Annotated in this window: 18 protein-coding genes; 2 read left to right on the top strand and 16 right to left on the bottom strand. The window is 70.8% G+C overall.

The features are described from left to right. From IH13_RS0113980 to IH13_RS0113965, 4 genes are all read right to left on the bottom strand, one after another. The coding region (locus tag IH13_RS0113980) for a thiamine pyrophosphate-binding protein (protein WP_063837441.1) at positions 1 to 1,563 on the bottom strand (1,563 nt) is incomplete at its 3' end. A 13-nt stretch (positions 1,564 to 1,576) separates the two neighbouring features. Next, complete coding sequence (locus IH13_RS0113975) at positions 1,577 to 2,437, bottom strand: amidohydrolase family protein (RefSeq protein WP_031084320.1); 861 nt, start codon at positions 2,435 to 2,437, stop codon at positions 1,577 to 1,579. 124 nt (positions 2,438 to 2,561) lie between these two features. Then, positions 2,562 to 3,773 (bottom strand): L-2-hydroxyglutarate oxidase, encoded by a 1,212-nt coding sequence (gene lhgO, locus IH13_RS0113970; RefSeq protein ID WP_031084318.1) that lies wholly within the window; start codon positions 3,771 to 3,773, stop codon positions 2,562 to 2,564. Positions 3,774 to 3,806: 33 nt separating this feature from the next. Further along, positions 3,807 to 5,246, bottom strand: coding sequence for an aldehyde dehydrogenase family protein (locus IH13_RS0113965; protein ID WP_234433295.1), 1,440 nt, complete (start codon positions 5,244 to 5,246; stop codon positions 3,807 to 3,809). Positions 5,247 to 5,453: 207 nt separating this feature from the next. On the opposite strand from IH13_RS0113965, the gene IH13_RS0113960 reads away from it, so the two are divergent. Further along, positions 5,454 to 5,741, top strand: a complete 288-nt coding sequence (locus tag IH13_RS0113960; RefSeq protein WP_031084314.1) for a putative quinol monooxygenase — start codon at positions 5,454 to 5,456, stop codon at positions 5,739 to 5,741. 65 nt (positions 5,742 to 5,806) lie between these two features. On the opposite strand, the gene IH13_RS0113955 is transcribed toward IH13_RS0113960, so the two are convergent. The 12 genes from IH13_RS0113955 to IH13_RS0113900 all read right to left on the bottom strand — a co-directional run bounded on the left by IH13_RS0113955 (position 5,807) and on the right by IH13_RS0113900 (position 17,222). After that, positions 5,807 to 6,856 carry a uroporphyrinogen decarboxylase/cobalamine-independent methonine synthase family protein gene (locus tag IH13_RS0113955; RefSeq protein WP_031084313.1) on the bottom strand — a complete coding sequence of 350 codons (1,050 nt, stop codon included), beginning with the start codon at positions 6,854 to 6,856 and terminating at the stop codon, positions 5,807 to 5,809. 3 nt (positions 6,857 to 6,859) lie between these two features. Then, positions 6,860 to 7,351: a GlcG/HbpS family heme-binding protein gene (locus IH13_RS0113950; protein ID WP_031084311.1), complete on the bottom strand. Its 492-nt coding sequence runs from the start codon at positions 7,349 to 7,351 to the stop codon at positions 6,860 to 6,862. Beyond that, a complete protein-coding gene (locus tag IH13_RS0113945; RefSeq protein ID WP_031084309.1) occupies positions 7,348 to 8,139 on the bottom strand; it encodes an alpha/beta fold hydrolase in 792 nt (263 codons plus the stop codon). Before IH13_RS0113945 ends, IH13_RS0113950 begins: the two co-directional genes overlap by 4 nt. A 30-nt stretch (positions 8,140 to 8,169) precedes the next feature. Continuing rightward, complete coding sequence (locus tag IH13_RS0113940) at positions 8,170 to 8,541, bottom strand: VOC family protein (protein WP_031084307.1); 372 nt, start codon at positions 8,539 to 8,541, stop codon at positions 8,170 to 8,172. Next, on the bottom strand, positions 8,538 to 9,356 hold the full coding sequence (locus tag IH13_RS0113935) for a fumarylacetoacetate hydrolase family protein (protein ID WP_031084306.1): 819 nt from the start codon (positions 9,354 to 9,356) through the stop codon (positions 8,538 to 8,540). The genes IH13_RS0113940 and IH13_RS0113935 overlap by 4 nt, the downstream gene beginning before the upstream one ends. 6 nt (positions 9,357 to 9,362) lie before the next feature. Further along, on the bottom strand, positions 9,363 to 10,811 hold the full coding sequence (locus IH13_RS0113930; RefSeq protein WP_031084304.1) for an NAD-dependent succinate-semialdehyde dehydrogenase: 1,449 nt from the start codon (positions 10,809 to 10,811) through the stop codon (positions 9,363 to 9,365). Between the two features lie 37 nt (positions 10,812 to 10,848). Then, the gene (locus IH13_RS0113925) at positions 10,849 to 11,772 is read right to left on the bottom strand and encodes a VOC family protein (RefSeq protein ID WP_031084303.1); all 924 of its coding nucleotides are present in this window, start codon (positions 11,770 to 11,772) and stop codon (positions 10,849 to 10,851) included. Between the two features lie 160 nt (positions 11,773 to 11,932). Beyond that, positions 11,933 to 12,844, bottom strand: coding sequence for a LysR family transcriptional regulator (locus tag IH13_RS0113920; protein ID WP_031084301.1), 912 nt, complete (start codon positions 12,842 to 12,844; stop codon positions 11,933 to 11,935). Positions 12,845 to 13,046: 202 nt separating this feature from the next. Further along, on the bottom strand, positions 13,047 to 14,000 hold the full coding sequence (locus tag IH13_RS0113915; RefSeq protein ID WP_031084299.1) for a sugar ABC transporter substrate-binding protein: 954 nt from the start codon (positions 13,998 to 14,000) through the stop codon (positions 13,047 to 13,049). Between the two features lie 44 nt (positions 14,001 to 14,044). Beyond that, positions 14,045 to 15,055: an ABC transporter permease gene (locus IH13_RS0113910; protein ID WP_031084298.1), complete on the bottom strand. Its 1,011-nt coding sequence runs from the start codon at positions 15,053 to 15,055 to the stop codon at positions 14,045 to 14,047. Further along, positions 15,052 to 16,590, bottom strand: coding sequence for a sugar ABC transporter ATP-binding protein (locus IH13_RS0113905; protein WP_031084296.1), 1,539 nt, complete (start codon positions 16,588 to 16,590; stop codon positions 15,052 to 15,054). The genes IH13_RS0113910 and IH13_RS0113905 overlap by 4 nt, the downstream gene beginning before the upstream one ends. Before the next feature lie 38 nt (positions 16,591 to 16,628). Further along, positions 16,629 to 17,222 carry a carboxymuconolactone decarboxylase family protein gene (locus IH13_RS0113900; RefSeq protein ID WP_031084295.1) on the bottom strand — a complete coding sequence of 198 codons (594 nt, stop codon included), beginning with the start codon at positions 17,220 to 17,222 and terminating at the stop codon, positions 16,629 to 16,631. Positions 17,223 to 17,409: 187 nt separating this feature from the next. On the opposite strand from IH13_RS0113900, the gene IH13_RS0113895 reads away from it, so the two are divergent. Then, entirely contained in the window at positions 17,410 to 17,814 is a 405-nt protein-coding gene (locus tag IH13_RS0113895) for a cupin domain-containing protein (protein WP_031084293.1), read from the top strand. Positions 17,815 to 17,859: the final 45 nt, after the last annotated feature.

The following is a 17,859-nucleotide window of genomic DNA, read 5'->3' as shown; positions in this document are numbered from 1 at the left end:
AGATGTGTATAAGAGACAGTCACCGGTCTCGGCGGCCGCCCCCTCCGGGTAGAACCTGCGGTGGTTCAGGTTCATCGACTTGTAGACCCGGTTGTTGAAGACCACGATCAGCACGGGCAGGCCGTACGCCTTGGCCGCGTCGTACGACGGGATCACCGGGTTGTAGGTGAAGGCCCCGTCACCGACCGTGAAGACCACCGGGCGGTCCGGGGCGGCGAGTTTGGCGCCGAGCGCCACCGCGATGCCCTGTCCGAGTCCGCCCTGGACGTAGAAGTACGAGTCCGGGGTGGAGGTCTTCAGATGGCGCTTGACGACGCGGCTGTGCGTGATGGTCTCGTCGACCACGAGCGCGTCCGTGCCGTCGAGCAGTTCCCGCAGGGCCGCGGCGACCAGGACCGGGTCGATGCCTTCGCCTTCCTCCGCCCGGGACTCGGCCCGGGCGATGGCCGACTGCTCGGCGGCGTACCGCTCCTCCTGGGCGGTCCGGCGCCGGTCCACGGCGGCCGTGTCGAGGTCCTTGGCCCGCCTGGCCAGCTGGCGCAGGGAGTTGGTGACGCCGCCCTCCAGGTACCGGTCCGCGAAGAGCACCTGGTAGACCACGTGCGGGCGTTGCGGTACCTCGTCGATGACGACGACCGTCGCCTTCGCGGGGCGGCGGCTCGGCGGGTAGAAGGGGACGCGGCAGTTGACCAGGAGGATCAGGTCCGCCTCGTCCATCCACGGACCGATGTCGCTGCCGGCGTGCAGCGGATGGGTGCGCGGGAAGTTGCCGCAGACCGCCGAGTCCGGCTCGACGACCGGGATGTTCCACGCCTCGGCGAAGGCGACCAGTGCCTCGAAGCCGCCGGCCTCGCGGCCGGCCGTCTCGGTGACGATCACCGGGTTCTCGGCCTCGCGGATCAGCTGGGCGACGGGATCGACCTCTTCGGGCGAGCTGTGCGTGGAGCCGGGGGGCGCGATCGGCTTGGCCTCCCGGCCGTCCCAGTCCTCCAGCAGGATCTCCAGGGGGATGTTGAGGTACGCGGGCCCCGCCGGTGCCCGCCAGGACAGCTCCGCGGCCCTGGTGATCATCGTGGGCAGGGTGTGGACGCTGGCGGCCTCGGTGGCCCACTTGGTGAACGGCCGGGCGACACCGTGCGGGCCTCCCACGACGGAGAGGTTGCGGTACCACTGGCCGCCCGGGTCCTGGCCCGGGCCGTCGCCGTAGGTGCTGGACTCCGAGGAGGTGACCACCATGGGGACGCCGGCGAGCAGCGCCCCGTGGACCGCCGTCGAGCCCTGGAGCAGTCCGGGCGCCGCGTGCAGCAGGACCCCCTGCGGGCGGCGGGTGACCAGGCCGTAGCCGGTCGCCATGCCGACCGCGACGGTCTCGTGGGTGAGGTCGAGGTAGGCGGGGGCCGGGTCGCCGTCGCGGTGACGCCTGGCCAGGGACTCCCACACCGGGGCCCATTCGGACCCCGACGAGCAGAAGAGGTAGTCGGCGCCGACGGCGTCGAAGGCGGATACGAAGGCTTCCCCGCCGTCACCACCGCCCGTGCCCGGGGTGTTCGTGCTGTCCGTCATCGTCAGGGTGCCCTCAGCCCTCGACCGGCCAGTCCAGGACCTCACTGATGCCGCGGCCCATCATCCACTCCAGCTCCTCGGGGGTGAAGTCCCAGTGCTTGGTGAACTGCTCGATGGTGTCGGTGTACGTGATGCCGTGGCCGAGCAGGCGGGTGATGTCCGTGCCGTAGAAGCAGCGCTGCGGGCCCATCTTGTCGACCATCTCGCGGACGTACTTCTCGATGTTCTTGTTCGGGAAGGCCTCCGTCGAGTAGCCCGGCAGGGCCGAGACCTTGACGTAGATGTTGGGGTGCTCGGCGAGGTCGGCGGTCTCGGCGACCCAGTAGCCGATGGCGTCGTCCACGCAGCGCGCCATGATGCCCATGTGGTCGATGATGATCTTCAGTTCGGGGTGCCGGGCCGCGATCTGGCCGAGCTCCTTCTTCCAGATCGGTGCGTGGACCATGGTCGGGACGCGCAGTTCCTCGGCGACCGGCCAGTACCAGTCGTTGGTGCCGTCGATCATCCAGTTGCGGTCCTGCGGCCGGTGGAAGGTCAGGCGCGTGCCCTTGATGTGCGGGTTCTGCGCGAAGTCCTTCAGCATCGCGGTGCCTTCGGCCTCGTTGTCCTGCGGAACGCGGGCCATGATGCCGAAGCGGTCGGGGTGGGCCTCGCACGCCTCCAGGGCGTAGTCGATGCGGTTGCCCTCCCACGAGGGCGGGAGGATCAGGGCCCGGTTGACGCCGGCCTCGTCCATCAGCTCCAGGGCCTCCTCGTAGGAGAAGGCCTCCTCGCGGTGGCCGTTGAGCCGGATGCGCTCACGGGCGCCGGGGACCCAGGGGCGCTCCGGGGACTCTTCCTTCCAGATGTGGATCTGGGTGTCGACCACGAACATGGTGGGCCTCTTTTCGTTTCGGGGGAGTGGGGTGGTGTGCGTCAGACGTTAGGGCGGGGAAAGGGTGTCTGCGCAGATCCGGGCGTGCAAGCAGTTGTTGCGCGAACAGCCGGGTCACCTGTGCTCAGGCCTCGTCGCCGGCACCCGCGAACACGGCGTCGCAGATGTGCTCGGCGATGGCCATGGAGGCGGTGGCCGCCGGTGAGGGGGCGTTGCGGACGGCGGTGACGCGGCCGACGTGGTGGATGCGGAAGTCGTCCACCAGCGAGCCGTCGGGGTCGAGCGCCTGGGCCCGTACCCCGGCGCCGCCGCGGATGACGTCGTCGGTGCCGACCCCGGGCACGTAGTCGCCCGCGTCCCGCATGAAGGCCGCCACGGACAGGGAGCCCCGGTACTCCTTGATGCCGGTCCGCCAGTGCCGGGCGGCCATCTTCCACACGCCCGGATAGGCGGCGAGCCGGGCCAGGTCTCTCACGGACACGTCGGACAGCTTGTAGCCCTCCTTGGCCAGGGCCAGGACGGCGTTCGGGCCGACCTCCACCGAACCGTCGACCCGGGGGGTGAAGTGCACCCCAAGGAAGGGGTACCGCGGGTCGGGCACGGGGTAGACCAGGCCGCGCACCAGGTCGGTACGGTCCGGTCTGAGGAGCATGTACTCCCCCCGGAAGGGGACGATCCGCGGGTCCCTGCGGTCCTGGGCGAGCCCGGCGACGGAGTCGGACTGGAGCCCGGCGCACAGGGCCAGCCGGTCGACCCGGACGCGTTCCTCACCGGAGCCCACCTCGATCCCGCCGGGTACGCCGGTGAGGGAGGTCACCGGGAACCCGAGCCTCACCTCGCCGCCGTGGGCCGCGATGTCCTCGGCGAACCGCCGGGCGACGGCCGCGTAGTCGGTGATGGCGGTGCGGGGCGAGTGGAGGGCCGCGACGCCCCCGGCGTTGGGCTCGATCTCCCTGATCTCGTCCTTGGAGATCCTGCGCAGGTCGGGCACGTGGTTGTTGCGGGCCCGCTCGTAGAGGTCGTCCATGCGGCCGAGTTCGTCCTCGCGGACGGCCACGACCAGTTTGCCGATCTCCTGGTACGGAAGCCCGTGGTCCCGGCAGTACGCGCGCAGCAGGGAGACGCCCCGCACGCACAGGTCGGCCTTCAGGCTGCCGGGGGCGTAGTAGATACCCGCGTGCACCACGCCCGAGTTGTGTCCGGTCTGGTGGACCGCGACCTGCTCCTCCTTCTCGAACACCACGACCCGGGTGCCCGGACGGCGCAGCGCGATCTCCCGGCCGGTGGCCAGACCGACGATGCCGGCGCCGACGATGCCGATCGTGTCGTCAGCCATCGGCATCCTCCTTTCTCACTGGGTGGCCCGCCGTCAGGAACCGAAGTGGAAGGCGACGGTCTTGACGCGGGTGTAGAAGCGCAGGGCTTCGGTGCCCTGTTCCTTGAAGGCCGAGCCGGAGTCGCGGAAGCCACCGAAGGGGTGGTGCACGTCCCAGCCGGAGGTCGTCGTGTTGACGGCGATCTGGCCGCAGTCCGCCTCCTCGGTGAAGCGGTGGGCGGCGCGCAGGTCGCGGGTGAACACGGCTGCGGCGAGGCCGAAGTCGGAGTCGTTGACCTCGTCGAGGGCCTCGTCGAAGCCGTCGACGGGACGCAGGACGACGACGGGTCCGAAGACCTCCTCGCGCCAGACGGCCATCTGCCGTGTGACGTCCCCGAGGACGGTGGGATTGACGTAGCAGCCGTGGGCGAGCGCCTCGTCGCCCGGGGTGTCGCCGCCCGTCAGGACGGTGGCCCCCTCGCCGACGGCGCGCTCGATGTCGGCCAGGACGGACCGTCGCCGGCCGGGGCTGACGAGCGGGCCGACGACGGTGGTCCCGGACGCGCCGGGGCCCGGCCGCAGGGCGGACACCGCCGCCAGCAGCAGGCCGGTGAACTCCTCGTACACGGAGCGCTCGACCAGGACGCGGCTGGTGGCGGTGCAGCGCTGCCCGGCCTGTCCGAAGGAGGCGGTCGTCAGCGCCGTGACGGCGGCCGGGAGGTCGGCGTCGGCGAGGACGACCGTGGCGTTCTTGCCGCCGAGTTCGCCCTGGAAGCGGACGTTGCGTTCGGCGAGCGAGGCGCGCAGCCCCTCACCGACCTGGTTGCTGCCGGTGAAGGTGACCGCGGCCAGGCGCGGGTCGTCGAGCAGCGGGGCGGAGATCTCGCGGCCCCGGCCGGTGACCACGCCGAGCACTCCGGCGGGCAGGCCGGCGTCGTGCAGGGCGCGGGCCAGGTGGAGCCCGGACATCGGGGTCTCGGAGGCGGGCTTGAGGACGACGGCGTTTCCGGCGGCCAGGGCGGGGGCCAGCTTGCGCGCGGGGGTCAGCAGCGGGTCGTTCCAGGGCGTGATGGCCAGGACGATCCCGAGCGGCACACTCCGGAAGCTCGTGCGGGTGTCCGGGCGGGCGTCGTGCAGGAGCGTTCCGTAGCCGCTGCGGGCGAGGCCCGCGTAGTACTCGAAGAAGTCGGCGGCCTTCTGGACCTCTCCCCCGGCCTCGGCGAGGTTCTTGCCGTTCTCGGTGACCACGTCCGCCGCGACGGCACCGGCCCGCTCACGGAGCAGCCGGGCGGTCTCGTGGAAGACCCGGGCGCGCTCGAAGGGGCTGGTGCGCCGCCAGGTCTCGTACCCCTTCTCGGCCTCGTCGTACGCGTGGGCGACCTCCTTGGCGGTCAGCGCCGGGACCTGGACGACGGGGACGCGGGTGTCGGAGGGGTCGTGGACGGGCAGCCACGCGTCGGCCGTCACCCACTGCCCGCCGAGAAGGGTTTCCATGGTGCGCATCTGGATCACTGCTCCCGTTCGACCGCGGCGACTGCGCGGTGTGCAGATGAAACGGTTGGTCGTCACGACAACACAGGAAGCCGACGGCGCTGACCAGGCCTGCGGCGCAGACATTGCTTGCGCGCCACGTACCGCCCGGAGCCTGTGAACCGTGCTGGAATCGGCACCCCGAAGCCCTGTGCGAACGAGGAGAGCACCATGGCATTCGCCGTCATCGCCCACTACCGCTGCGCGCCCGCCGACGAGGACACCGTGCGCGCCGCGCTGCTGAAGACGCGTGAGCACACGCTGACCGAGCCGGGGAACCTCGGCTACGAGGTGCACGCGGACCTCGACGGTCCGGGCGCCTTCGTCCTGTACGAGCGGTACGTGGACCGGTCCGGTTTCGACGCCCACGCGGCGGCCGGCTACTTCGACGAGCTGATCGTCAGGACGGTCCGGCCGCTGCTGACCGGGCGGACGGTCACCTTCGCCGAGGTCCTGTAGCCCGCCGGGGACGCCTGAGCCGGGGCCCGGGCCGCGTAGTGCGGCCGGGCCCCGGTTCCGTGTCGTCAGAACTCGTTGCCCCAGCAGTAGCGGGCCAGGGTCTCGACCTGGACCAGCTTGCCGTTCTGGGCGTCGGCGTCCAGCAGCGGCCGGCCGGCGACGTCCTCGAAGCCCCGGGAGGGGGCCAGGGCCATGTCCTCCAGGTCCTTGACCTCGGCGGCGGCGTCGATGCGGACCATCACCGCGTCGATCTCCTCGGTCTCCGGGACGGTCGCGTCGACCGCCCCCAGGCACGCGTCCCGTTCCTCGGGGAGCGCCCTGAGCAGGTCGATTTCGGCCGCGGTGCCCTGGTCGAACGGCAGCACCCAGCGGTCGGCCGGCACACCGGCGTACATCCGCTCGGCCCTGGCCAGGTCCACCGAGGCGGGCGCGGCCCAGCCGGGACTGACGCCGATGCGTACGCCCTCGGGGCGCTCCCCCGTCGGCAGGGCCAGGGCCTCGACGGCCAGGATCTCCTCGAAGGAGAGCTCGCCGGTGGCGGGCGGTTCGGTGGCGGTGTGGGCGAGCAGCAGCGGGTTGTTCAGCTGGACCAGGCGCACGCCCAGGCCGATGAGCAGTTGGATCTCCGCCCGGATGATCTCCGCCAGGGCCTCGCCGAGTTCCCGGGCCGAGGCGGGGCCGCCGGAGCCGGCCAGGGCCGGGTCGAAGCAGGTGGCGGCGAGGTAGGCGGGCGAGGGCAGGGACACCTTGGGCGCGATCACCGTGAGTTCGCCGAGCAGGCCGGCCCAGTCGGCGAGCAGCGGTCCTTCGGCCTTCGGCAGGGACTCCGCCACCCAGTCGGCCAGTCCGCCGGTGCGCCGCCCGGTGCGGCGGAAGCCGGAGACGCCGTCGAGGACAGCGCTGCGGAAGTCCTCGCGGGGGAGGTCGCCGTCGGTGACGACGGTGGAGCGCAGTTTGCGCTGGAAGACCACGGCCTCCTTGACCGCGGCGCGCTCGGCCTCGCGCAGGGCCTCGGGGTCGCCGCCCTGGGCCGCGCGTTCGCGGGCGGCTGTCAGGGCGGCGGGGCGCACGAGGCTTCCGTGGTGGTCGATGCGGTAGTTGAACGTGTCGGCCATGGATCAGGCTTCCTTTCCGGCGGGACTGCCGGAGGCACCGGCGGGATTGCCGGAGACGCCCCAGGCGGCGAACTCCAGTTCGTAGCCGAGCGACGTCAGGACGTCGTCCGCGATCTGCTGGTCCTCGTCCGCGGTGCCTCCGGCGATGCCGAGGCCGCCGATGATCTCGCCGTCCTTCTTGATCGTGACGCTGCCCTCGGTGGCGAGGATGGGCAGGGCGGCGCCGGGCAGTTGGGAGAGCTGGGAGAAGAAGACGGGCTGACTCTCCTGCCACTTCTTCAGCATGTTGCCGGGGCGCTGCATGACGGCCGCGGTGTACGCCTTGGCGCGGGCGATGTCCGGGGTGAGCGGGCGGGCACCGTCCGCGCGGCGGATGGCGACGGGGAAGCCGCCGGCGTCCACGACGGCGGCGCTCACGGCCTTGCCGAGCGCCTGGGCGCGCTGGTGGGCGGCATCGATGATCTCTTCGGCGGCCTTGAGGGTGAGGGCGCTCATGCGGCTTCCTTCGGGGCGGTGAGGGTGCGGCGCAGGCGGGCGACGGCCGCGTTGTACTCCCGGGGCGTCTCCCAGTACATCGAGTGCGGGGCTCCGGGGACGATCTCCAGGTGGGAACCGTCCACCAGTTCGTGGGCGCGGGTGACCGTCTTCACGCTGAGCACCGCGTCCTTCTCACCGGCGAGGAAGGCGACCTCGACGCCGGAGTCCCGAATCTCCTCCAGCCCGGGGCCGTCGGTGTCGAGGTTGCGCAGATCCTGCATGGTGGCGGCGTTGAAGGTGCCCATCTGCCGGAACAGGAAGGTGAGGTCGGCCCGCTCCCGCTGGAATTCCTTGGTGAGCAGCCGGTCGATGACGGGCAGTTCGACGGCCTCGGCGCGGTCGGCCGCGGCCAGCTCCTTCAGCTCGGGGTGGCTGATGCCGCCGAGGGAGTGGCCGAGGACCACCGCACCGACACGCTCGGGCCGTACGAGGCCGGCGCGGAGCGCGGGGATCGAGCCGATGGACTGGCCGACCAGCATGGCGTCGGACAGGTCCTCGCGGTCCAGGACGGCCACGACGTCACCGTGGAAGGCCTGGCCGTCGAACTCGGTCTGGGGCGCCGACAGCCGCGTCTTCCCGAAGCCGCGGAGGTCGAGGGTGACGACGGTGAACTCGTCGCGCAGTGCCGCGACCTGTTGCCACCAGGCCGCGTGGTGCCCCCCTGAGCCGTGCACGAAGACGATCGCGGGTCCGGCGCCGTGGCGTTCGTAGTAGACGGACGCGCCGTCGGAATCGACATAGGGCATGAAAGGGATCTCCTTGGCGAGGTCTGCGGCTCAGTTGGGGCGCTTGCCGTGGAAGACCAGCTCGATCATGGTGTGGTCGGGGTCGTGGATGTAGCAGAACTTGGAGTGGTTCTCGGGACGCTCGATCGGGCGGGTGTGGCGGATGCCCAGGTCCTTCAGGTGCGCCAGGAAGTCGTCCCAGTCGTCGACCTCGACGGCGAAGTGGTAGGGCGCCATCCGGTCCATCTCCTCGACCGGGGTGAAGTGCAGGTCGAAGTTGCCGCGCGTCATCAGCACGACCCGGGTGTTGGACTTGGGCTGGATCCTCTTCATCCCGAAGACCCTGGTGTACCAGGCGGCGGTCCGGTCGGGGTCGGTGGTGGGGAAGTTGACGTGGTGGATGTAGCGGGGTTCCTTGCTCACGGCTGCTGCCTTTCGGGGGAGGTGGCTGGGGGCCGGGCGGCTTCCGCCCGGACGGGGTTCGACAGGACGCCGATGCCGCTGATCTCGACGTCGACGGTGTCGCCCGGTTCGATCTGGCAGGTGGACTCGGCGCCCATCCACAGGACGTCACCGGGGTGCACGGTGATGTACTTGGTGATCTCCACGAGGTGGTCGAAGGGGTCGAAGACCATGTCGCCGGTCGGGAAGAGGGCGCGGACCTCACCGTTGACGCGCAGGGTGGTCGTCTGCGCCAGGGCGTCGGTATCGGTCTCGATCCAGGGGCCCATCGGCTTGAAGGTGTCGCTGTTCTTGCTGCGCCAGAACGTGCGGTCCTCGTGCTGCCAGGCGCGGGCGCTGACGTCGTTGCCGATCGTCCAGCCGAAGACGGCGTCCCGTGCCTGCCGGCGGGTGGCGTGCCGCAGGGTCCGGCCGATGACCGCGACCAGTTCGGGTTCGGCCTCGAACCGGCCGCGCACCCCGTCCGGCTTCACGATGGCGGTGCGGTGGCCGGTGAGCGCGTTGTTGGCCCGGTAGCCGGCCTCCGGGCGGTCGGGCACGACCGCGGCCGTGTCGCCGAGCAGCCGGGCGTGCTCGATGTGGCGCCGGTAGTTCATGCCCACGGCGTAGAAGACGGGCGGCACGACGGGAGGCAGCCAGCATGCCTCGTCGAGCGGGACCGTACCGATGACCGTGGGGTCGCCTTCCAGGGGCGAGTCGGAGAGCAGGAGCACGGCGTCGTCCTCGACGCGGCCCCACACCGCCCGTCCGCCCATGGAGATCCGGGTGTATCTCATGTCGGCTCAGTCCGTCAGCAGGTGGGAGACGCGCTGGGTGACCAGGTAGGCGTCCAGGCCCTCCGGTCCGCCCTCGCGGCCGTAGCCGCTGGACTTGACTCCGCCGGAGGGTGCCTCGTGGACGGAGCCCCCGCAGTGGTTGATGGAGAGGATGCCCGCCTCGAACTCGCGGGTGAGGCGTTCGGCGGTGGCCGCGGAGCGGGGGAAGCCGTATGCGGCGAGCCCGTACGGCAGCGCGTTGGCGATGCGCAGGGCGTCGTCGAGATCGGTGAAGGGGACGATGGGTGCGAGCGGTCCGAACGGCTCCTCGGCCATCAGGGCGGCGTCGCCGGGAACGTCGGTGAGCACGGTGGGGGCGTAGAAGTAGCCCTTGCCGGGGAGGCGTTCGCCGCCGGTGAGCACCTTCGCCCCCCGGGACACGGCGTCGGTGACCAGGGCGTCCATCGCCGTCAGCCGGCGTTCGTTGGCGAGCGGGCCCATGGTGACGCCCGCGTCGAGTCCGTCTCCGACCACGAGCGCCTCGGCGGCCCGGACGAACTCGCCGGTGAACTCCTCGACCAGGCTCTCGTGGACCAGGAAGCGGCTCGGCGAGGTGCAGACCTGTCCGGCGTTGGCGAACTTCGCGGCGGCGGCGCGGCGGGCGGCGGACACCGGGTCGGCGTCCTCGCACACGATGACCGGGGCGTGCCCGCCCAGTTCCATGAGGGACGGCTTCATCTCGGCGCCGGCGGCGGCCGCCAGCAGTTTACCGACGGGCACCGAGCCGGTGAAGGCGATCAGCCGGGTCGCCGGATGCGCGATGAGATGGGCGGAGACCTCGGCGGGCTCACCGAACACCAGGTTGAGGACGCCCGCGGGCACCCCCGCGTCCTCGAAGCAGCGGACCAGTTGCACCGCGGTGCCGGGGGTCTCCTCGGACGCCTTGATCACCAGCGAGCAGCCGGCCGAGAGCGCCGCGGCGATCTTCCGCATCGGCGAGCCCGCGGGGAAGTTCCACGGGGTGAAGGCGGCGACCGGGCCGATGGGCCGGCGGCGTACGGAGAGCAGGGTGCCGGACTCGGAGGGGATCACCCGTCCGTAGGCGCGGCGCGCGTCGTCGGCGTCCCAGCGCAGCGCCCCGGCGACACGTCTGGCCTCCCCACTCGCCTCGCGCAGCGGCTTGCCCTGCTCCAGGGTCATGATCCGCCCGACCTCCTCGGCCCGGGAGACCAGCAGGTCGGCGGCCTTGTGGAGGATCGCGGTGCGTTCGGCGACCGGCGTGTCGCGCCAGGTCACGAAGCCGGCCTCGGCCGCCTCGGCGGCGCGGTCGAGATCGGCGGTGGTGGCGAGCGGTACCTGTCCGAGTACCTCTTCGGTGGCCGGGTTCACGACCGCGGTGGTGCGCCCGGTCGCGCCCTGGCACCATTCGCCTGCGATGTACATGCGGATGGCTGGGTAATCCTGATGGGTCGTCATGGGTGCGTGTGCCCTCTCACGCTCGGCGGATGGGGGTTCAGGAGGCGGTGTTCCCGGCCGTGTCACGGGAACTGCGCAGGGTCCAGATGTGGTGCGGCGGTGTCGTCTCGTGGACGCGGGTCTCGTAGGAGTCGTCGACCCGGTCCATGTCGGCCGCGTATTCGACGCGTCCACCGCACGGGGCGTGGATGAACCGGAAGACGTTGGAGCCGACGGTGTGCCGGCCGAGCCTGCGGGCCTCCGTCCATCCTTGGGCGATCATGTGGTTGCCGCCCTCGATGACGTCGTCGAAGCCGGGGACCTCGTAGGAGACGTGGTTGACGCCGGCGCGGTCGGGGCGGTGGCAGAGCAGGAAGTTGTGCTGGTCGTCGTCGCCCTCGCACTGCATGAAGGTGCCCATCGGCTTGACGATGTCGGTGGCCCGGAAGCCGAGGCGCTCGGTGTAGAAGGCGACGGCCCGCTCCTGGCCCTCCTTGGGGATGTTCAGGGCGACGTGGCACATGCGCAGCGGGCGTACCCGGCCGACGGGGCCGAGCGATTCGTTCCAGCGGCGCACGCTGCCCGAGACGTTCGGCCGGCGTACTGCGGGTACGGGCAGTTCGCGGGGCCGGGCCAGGGCCAGGCCGACGCCGAACCCCGTCTCGTCCACCGTGTGGTGGGTGCCGTCCGGGGTGGTGGTGACGGCCCGGTCCGCGGCGACGGCGGCCACCAGCGCGTCCAGTGCCTCCGTGGTGTCGACGCCCCAGACGACTTCCCGGATGGTGGGGGACGCCTCCAGCGGTTCGGGCAGCGACGGGTCAGGAGCGGTGTCGAGGTGCAGGATCTGCCCCGCGAGCGTCTCGAACGAGGCCCGTTCGCCGGTACGGTCCACGAGCGCGAGGCCGAAGTCCTCGAAGAAGCGCACGCACTCGTCGAGAGCGTCGACGCCGTAGGTCACCGATTCGATTCTCTGAATTCCCATGAACTCCTCATTTCGCGGACCTCTATGGTGGAACCGCACGGTCAACGGCTGAGCTGATCGTATTTTTTCGGGCCTGTGGGCCTCAATACGCGCGGCGTCCCGGACATCGCAACCATTCGTTGCGCACACGGTCACACGCACAGGGAATTACGGCTCCACGTCACCGGGTGATCGCGGGGATGGGGTTTCCGGAGAACCACTGGGTGAGAAAGTCCAGGAATACGGTGACCTTGCGCGGGGTGTCCTGTCCGGGCCCGTAGATCGCGTAGAGGGGCCGGTCGGGCACGGCCAGTTCGGGCAGGAGGACCTGGAGGGCTCCGGACACCAGGTCGTCGTAGGCGGACCGCTGCGGAAGCAGGGCGATGCCCCGCCCGTGTACGGCGGCCTTCTGCAGGGCGATGTAGGAGTTGGACGAGAAGGCCACGTTGCGGATCTTGTGCAGGGTGCTGGCGTGGCCGTGGCCGATCCGCCAGACCGGGTCGTTCACGTGGACCAGGCAGTCATGGGCCGCGATGTCGTTGGGGTGGCCGAGGGTGCCGTGCCGCTCCAGGTACTCCTGGGACGCGCACAGGACGAACGGCAACGAGGAGACCTTCTTGAGCCGGACGCTGGAGTCCCGCAGGTCCCGGGTGTGGAAGGCGATGTCGAAGCCGCTGTCGAGGAAGTCGTAGGTCCGGTCCGACATGCCGCCCAGCTCGAAGCGCATCACGATCTTCGGGTGGGCGGCCGAGAAGGCCGCGATGGCGTCCCCGAGGTCCAGGCTGCCGATCCACTTGGGACAGATGATGCTGAGCGTGCCCTCCGCCCGGTCGTGCCGCCGGGCCAGGGTGGCGTCCTCCGCCTCGATCTCCTCGAGGATGCGCCCGGCGAACTCCGCGTACCGCCGGCCGGGCTCCGTCAGACTGACGGAGCGGGCCGTGCGGTTGACCAGCCGCACACCGATCTGCCGCTCCAGCTCGGCGACGTGGCGCGAGACGAGCGACCCCGAGGAGCTGAGTTGCTTGGCCGCTCCGCTGAAGCTGCCGATGCGGGCGACGGTCACAAAGCTGCGCATGAGAAGCAGACGGTCCATGGTTCCTCCGGCCCCTGCACGGCCGAAGGCGCGTTCGGCCGCGCAGGTGTGGTTGGTGCGGTTGAGCGTGGGGGCCCGTGCGGGTGGGATGGGGTGCCGGGGTGGGGCCCGGGCCCGGATACGTGCGGGTGACGGGGTGGGTTCGCGGTCGAAGAGGAGCGCGAGGGGTGCGGAGCGGTGGCGAGCGGGTGGAGCCCGGGTGTCAGGACTTCTTCTTCACTGAGCAGTACTGCGGGGCGCTGTTGACGTTGTCGGCGGTGATGAGGCTGATCGGCGTCATGGCGATCTTGTCCGTCTTCTTCTCGTCGAGCAGTTTGAGCGTGTTGGTGACGGCGATCTTCCCGGTGGTCATGGCGGAGTTGGCGACGGTCGCGGCGAAGCGCCCGTCCTTGACCGCGGCCAGGCCCTCGTCGGTTCCGTTGACCGTCACGATCTTCACATCGGCCTGGGCCGCTTGGAAGGCCTTGAGCGCGCCGAATGCCATCTCCTCGTTCGCCACGAAGGCGTACGTCATCTTCGGGTGGGCCTGGATCATGTTCTCGGCGACGTCCTGGGCCTTGGCGGCGTTGAACATGCCCGGCTGGTTGGCGACCACCTTCGCGTTGTCCGGGAGGGCCTTGGTGAAGCCGTTGACCAGCAGGTCGGAGGCGGCACCGGGCGCGCCCGCGATCACTCCGACCTCGACGGACGAGCCCGCGGCGTCCTTCTCCACGAAGCCGGCGTCGAGCTCGCCGACCTGCTTGAGGTCGACCACCACCGCGCCGAGGATGTCGCTGGGGTCGTCGGTCACGACGGACGTCAGGAAGATGGGTATGTCCGCGCTCCTGGCCTTGGCGATGTCGCCCTTGAGCGCGTCGACGTTGACGGTCTGCACGATGAGCGCGTCGACGTTGCGGGAGATCATGTCCTCGATGTTGGACAGCTCCGTACCCGGGTTCTGGTGGGAGTTGGCCGTGAAGATCTTGGCCTTCTTCGCCTCGGCGGTCTCCTTCACGGACGCCTGGAGACAGGTGTGGAACTCGGTGTCGCCGCCGTTGACGAAGCCGAGCGAGACCGCCCCGTCGCCGGAGCCGGCGCCGCAGCCGCTCAGTACGAGGGCGAGTGCGGCGGCGGCAGAGGCGGCGGTGGCTCTGCGGGTGCGAGCGGAGAGATTCATGGAAGGGCCTTTCCAACGGTACGGGCGGGGGGGACGGGCGGCGGTCAGTGCGGGGAGGACTTCTTGTGGAGCTGGTTGGCGATCGCGGCGACGAGGAGGACGGCGCCCACGGAGATCTGCTGGAAGTAGCTGGACACCTGGAGGAGGTTGAGGGCGTTGGCCACCACTCCGAGGAGCACCACGCCGAGACAGGTGCCGATGACGGTGCCGAAGCCGCCGGCCAGCATGGTGCCGCCGATCACGACCGAGGCGACCGCGGTGAGCTGGAGCTGGAGGCCGCCGGTACCGGGGCTGCTCGCCCCGAGCCGTGACAGCAGCATCAGCCCGGCGAGGCCGGACAGTGCGCCGGCCAGGCCGTAGAGCACCAGCTTCTGCCGGTTGACGTCGATGCCACTGAGACGGGCGACGTGTTCGTTGCCGCCGATGGCGAAGGCGTCGCGGCCGAAGACGGTGAACTTCATGACGAGGCCGACGACGAGGAGTACCAGGATCGCCACGATCAGCAGGTTCGGCAGGCCGAGCGTCTTCCCGGTGCCGAGCGCGGACAGGTGGTCCCCGATGGAGACGCTGAGCCCGTTGAGCACCAGGAGGGCGACGCCGTCCAGGAGGGTGGCGGTGGCGAGGGTGGCCACGAAGGGCGCCACGTTCGTGTAGGTCACGACGAGGCCGTTGACGAGACCGATGGCGGTGGCCAGCACCAGTGACACGATCACCGTGAAGGCGGTGGAGCGGCCGTCCGCGAGGAACTGGGCGGCGACGGCGGTGGTGACCGCCGCGTTGCTGCCCATCGAGAAGTCCATGCCCCCGGCCGTCATCAGCAGGGTGAGCCCGGCGGCCAGGACGGCGACGACGCTCACCTGCCGCAGGACGTTGACCAGGTTGGTGGAGGTGGCGAACGAGTCGGTCTGCACCCCGGCGAACACGATGACGACGACGAGTACGGCTATCAGGCCGGCGTGCGGGACGCCGGTGAGTGCGCGGAAGGGCCCCGCCGTCCGGGTGGCGTGCGTGGGGCTCTTGGTTCCGGGTGTCTCCGGCGGAGCGGTGAGGCTCATCGGGGTTGTCCTCCGAGGGCGGTGGCGACGAGTTCGTCGCGGGTGATGGCGCTGACGTCGTGCTCGGCGACCACACGGCCGGCGCTGACGACGATCACGCGGTCGGACAGGCGCATGACCTCTTCGGCGGACGAGGAGGCGAGCAGGACGGCCACGCCCCGGGAGGCGAGTGCGTCGATCAGCTCGTGGATGTCGGCCATCGCCGACACGTCGACGCCGTTGGTGGGGTCTTCGAGGAAGCAGGCGACCGGTGACGTCTCCAGCCACTTGGCGAGCAGGACCTTCTGCTGGTTGCCGCCGGAGAGGCCGGCCACCACCGGGTTGGGGGTCAGGGAGACCACCCCGTAGGCCTCTCGGCGCGGGGCCGCGCGGCGGGTCATGTCGGCCCAGCGCTGCAACCGCCGCCGGCCGAGCCGGTCGGTGACCAGCATGATGTTCTCGTCCACAGTGAGCCCGGGGATCAGGCCGAGCGCACGGCGGTCCCCGGTGACGCAGCGCAGGCCGCCGGCCAGCGAGCGCGCGACGTCGCCGAAGGGCACCGCGGCCCCGCCCACCTCCATCTCCCCGGTGTCCGGGCGCAGTCGGCCCGACAGCAGATCGAACAGCCGGGACTGGGCGTCCCCGGCCGGGCCGAGGACGCCGACGATCTCGCCCTTGCGGACCTGGACGCCGAAGTCGGCGATGTCGCGGCCGTGGGACAGGCCCCGTACGGACAGCGCGACGGTCCGCGCGGGTGCCGGGCGTTCCGGCCGGCGGGAGACCACGTCGCGGCCCACCATGTGGCGGACCAGGCCGGCGGAGTCCGTCTCGGTGGCGGGGCCGCTGTGCACCACGGAGCCGTCCCGGAGCACGGTGACGTGGTCCGCGATCGACAGCACCTCGTCGATGTAGTGCGAGATGTAGACGACGGCCACACCCTCGTCACGCAGGGTGCGCACCAGGGTCCGGATCTGCTCGGCGGCCGCCGCGCCCAGGCAGGCCGTGGGTTCGTCCAGGATCAGGACCTTGCCGCCGCGCCGTACCTCGCGGGCCACCTCCACCATCGTCTGCTCCGCGACGGTGAGTCCGCCCGCGGTGCGCTTCACGTCGATGTCGATGTCCAGGTCGAGCAGGGCCTGACGGGCCTGGCGCTCGACGGACTTCCACGACACCACGGAGCGTGCGGCGGGGAGGTCCCCGAGCATGATGTTCTCGGCCACGGTCAGTGTCATCACCAGTTCGCGGCGTTGCGGGACGGTGGAGACGCCGAGCTGACGCGCCCTGCGCGCGGTGAGTCCCGAGTGGCGCGTACCGCCGATCTCGATCGTGCCGCCGTCCCCTTGGTGGGCCCCGGAGAGGAGCTGGACCAGAGTGGATTTCCCGGCGCCGTTCATGCCCATCAGGGCGTGGACCTCACCGGCGCGGATGTCCAGCGAGGCGCCCCGCAGAGCCACGGCTCCGCCGAAGCGCTTGGTGAGGTCGCGGACGCGGACCACCGGCTCCGGGACCGGACGGTCCACGGCGCGGGTCGTCCCCGGAGCGGTCGTGGCGGACACGGCCGTACTCCCTTCCGTACGTGGCTGGGGGCGGGCTGTCACGGCTGCGACCGGTCCCCGTCACCGCTGACGCGCGCGAAGCCGCGGATGTCGGGGAACGGGGGCTCGCGGTCGGCCTGGAGGTCGACCTGGAAGGCGTTCAGGCACATGCCGAGCATCGTGAAGTTGCCCAGGGACCCGATGGCGTCGACCAGGGCCTGCGAGCCGAAGTGGGCATGCGCGCGGGCGAAGGTGTCGTCCGAGACGAAGTGGGTCCGCAGCAGTTCCTCGCAGAACGCGTAGAACGCGGTGTCCGCCTCGTCGGTGAATTCGGGTGTCCGCCGCTCGGCGATGGCCTCGACGGCCTTTTCGGGAACGCCGGCCTCGACCGCGGCGGCCACGTGTGCGTTCCAGGAGTACTGAGCGTCGAAATGGCGTGCGGCCATCAGCAGGGTCAGTTCCCGCAGGCGCTTCGGAAGACTCGACTCGAAACGCACGAAGGCGCCGAGTGATTCGACCCGCTCGCACAGCTCGGGGCTCTGCAGCCATACCCGGAAAGGTCCGCGTACGCCGCCGCGGCGTGCTGTGATCCTGGCGTGGAGTTCGCGCTGCCGGTCGTTCATCTCTTCGGCGGCGAGTACGGGGAGTCTCATGGGCGTCGGCTGCCTCTCATCCGGTGGCACGGGCGGTTCGACCGTGCAATGGCAGCCGACCGTACCCCCGAGTCGCCGGGGCTCACCCCTCCCGGAACGCAAGGTAAAACTGCACGCCGGACGCCCCTCGATACGTGGTCCCGGGACCTACCGTCGGACGACGCACCGACGTCGAGAGGGATTTCGCATGACCGTCGTCATCAAGGCCGCCGCCGTCCGACTGCTGGACCGGGGAGGCTCCGTCGTGACCACTCCCCTGGTCACGACTCAGGCCGCGAAAGGCGAGAACCTGATCACCAGCGGAATGAGCGTGTATCCGGTGGGTTCCGGGGCGCCGATGCACTCGCACAACTGCGACGAGCACGTGACGGTCCTGGAGGGGGAGGCCGAGGTACTGGTGGGAGGCGAGGTGACCCGCCTGGAGCGCTTCGACACCACGTACATCCCCTCCCCCCTGCCGCACCTCTTCCGGAACGTGGGCGACACGCCCCTGCGCATCCTCTGGGTCTACACCTCGGGCACGGTGACCCGGACGTTCACCGAGACGGGTGTGACGGTGGAGCATCTGTCGGCGGCCGACCAGATGGGGTGAGGCGGCGCCGGGAGTCCGGCGCCGCCTCGGTCCTGTGGTGTCCTG

Source organism: Streptomyces sp. NRRL WC-3549, from assembly GCF_000721935.1.
In the GTDB taxonomy this organism is placed as follows: Bacteria; Actinomycetota; Actinomycetes; order Streptomycetales; family Streptomycetaceae; genus Streptomyces.
This window is presented reverse-complemented; position numbering and strand designations above follow the sequence as displayed.

Bases quoted from the DNA above. Each gene is read 5' to 3' on its own strand.
- IH13_RS0113925 (WP_031084303.1), bottom strand. From the start codon at position 11,772: ATGGGAATTCAGAGAATCGAATCGGTGACCTACGGCGTCGACGCTCTC.
- IH13_RS0113930 (WP_031084304.1), bottom strand. From the start codon at position 10,811: ATGACGACCCATCAGGATTACCCAGCCATCCGCATGTACATCGCAGGC.
- IH13_RS0113965 (WP_234433295.1), bottom strand. From the start codon at position 5,246: ATGGAAACCCTTCTCGGCGGGCAGTGGGTGACGGCCGACGCGTGGCTG.
- IH13_RS0113910 (WP_031084298.1), bottom strand. From the start codon at position 15,055: ATGAGCCTCACCGCTCCGCCGGAGACACCCGGAACCAAGAGCCCCACG.
- IH13_RS0113945 (WP_031084309.1), bottom strand. From the start codon at position 8,139: ATGCCCTATGTCGATTCCGACGGCGCGTCCGTCTACTACGAACGCCAC.
- IH13_RS0113915 (WP_031084299.1), bottom strand. From the start codon at position 14,000: ATGAATCTCTCCGCTCGCACCCGCAGAGCCACCGCCGCCTCTGCCGCC.
- IH13_RS0113900 (WP_031084295.1), bottom strand. From the start codon at position 17,222: ATGAGACTCCCCGTACTCGCCGCCGAAGAGATGAACGACCGGCAGCGC.
- IH13_RS0113955 (WP_031084313.1), bottom strand. From the start codon at position 6,856: ATGGCCGACACGTTCAACTACCGCATCGACCACCACGGAAGCCTCGTG.
- IH13_RS0113895 (WP_031084293.1), top strand. From the start codon at position 17,410: ATGACCGTCGTCATCAAGGCCGCCGCCGTCCGACTGCTGGACCGGGGA.
- IH13_RS0113975 (WP_031084320.1), bottom strand. From the start codon at position 2,437: ATGTTCGTGGTCGACACCCAGATCCACATCTGGAAGGAAGAGTCCCCG.
- IH13_RS0113935 (WP_031084306.1), bottom strand. From the start codon at position 9,356: ATGAGATACACCCGGATCTCCATGGGCGGACGGGCGGTGTGGGGCCGC.
- IH13_RS0113920 (WP_031084301.1), bottom strand. From the start codon at position 12,844: ATGGACCGTCTGCTTCTCATGCGCAGCTTTGTGACCGTCGCCCGCATC.
- IH13_RS0113950 (WP_031084311.1), bottom strand. From the start codon at position 7,351: ATGAGCGCCCTCACCCTCAAGGCCGCCGAAGAGATCATCGATGCCGCC.
- lhgO (WP_031084318.1), bottom strand. From the start codon at position 3,773: ATGGCTGACGACACGATCGGCATCGTCGGCGCCGGCATCGTCGGTCTG.
- IH13_RS0113960 (WP_031084314.1), top strand. From the start codon at position 5,454: ATGGCATTCGCCGTCATCGCCCACTACCGCTGCGCGCCCGCCGACGAG.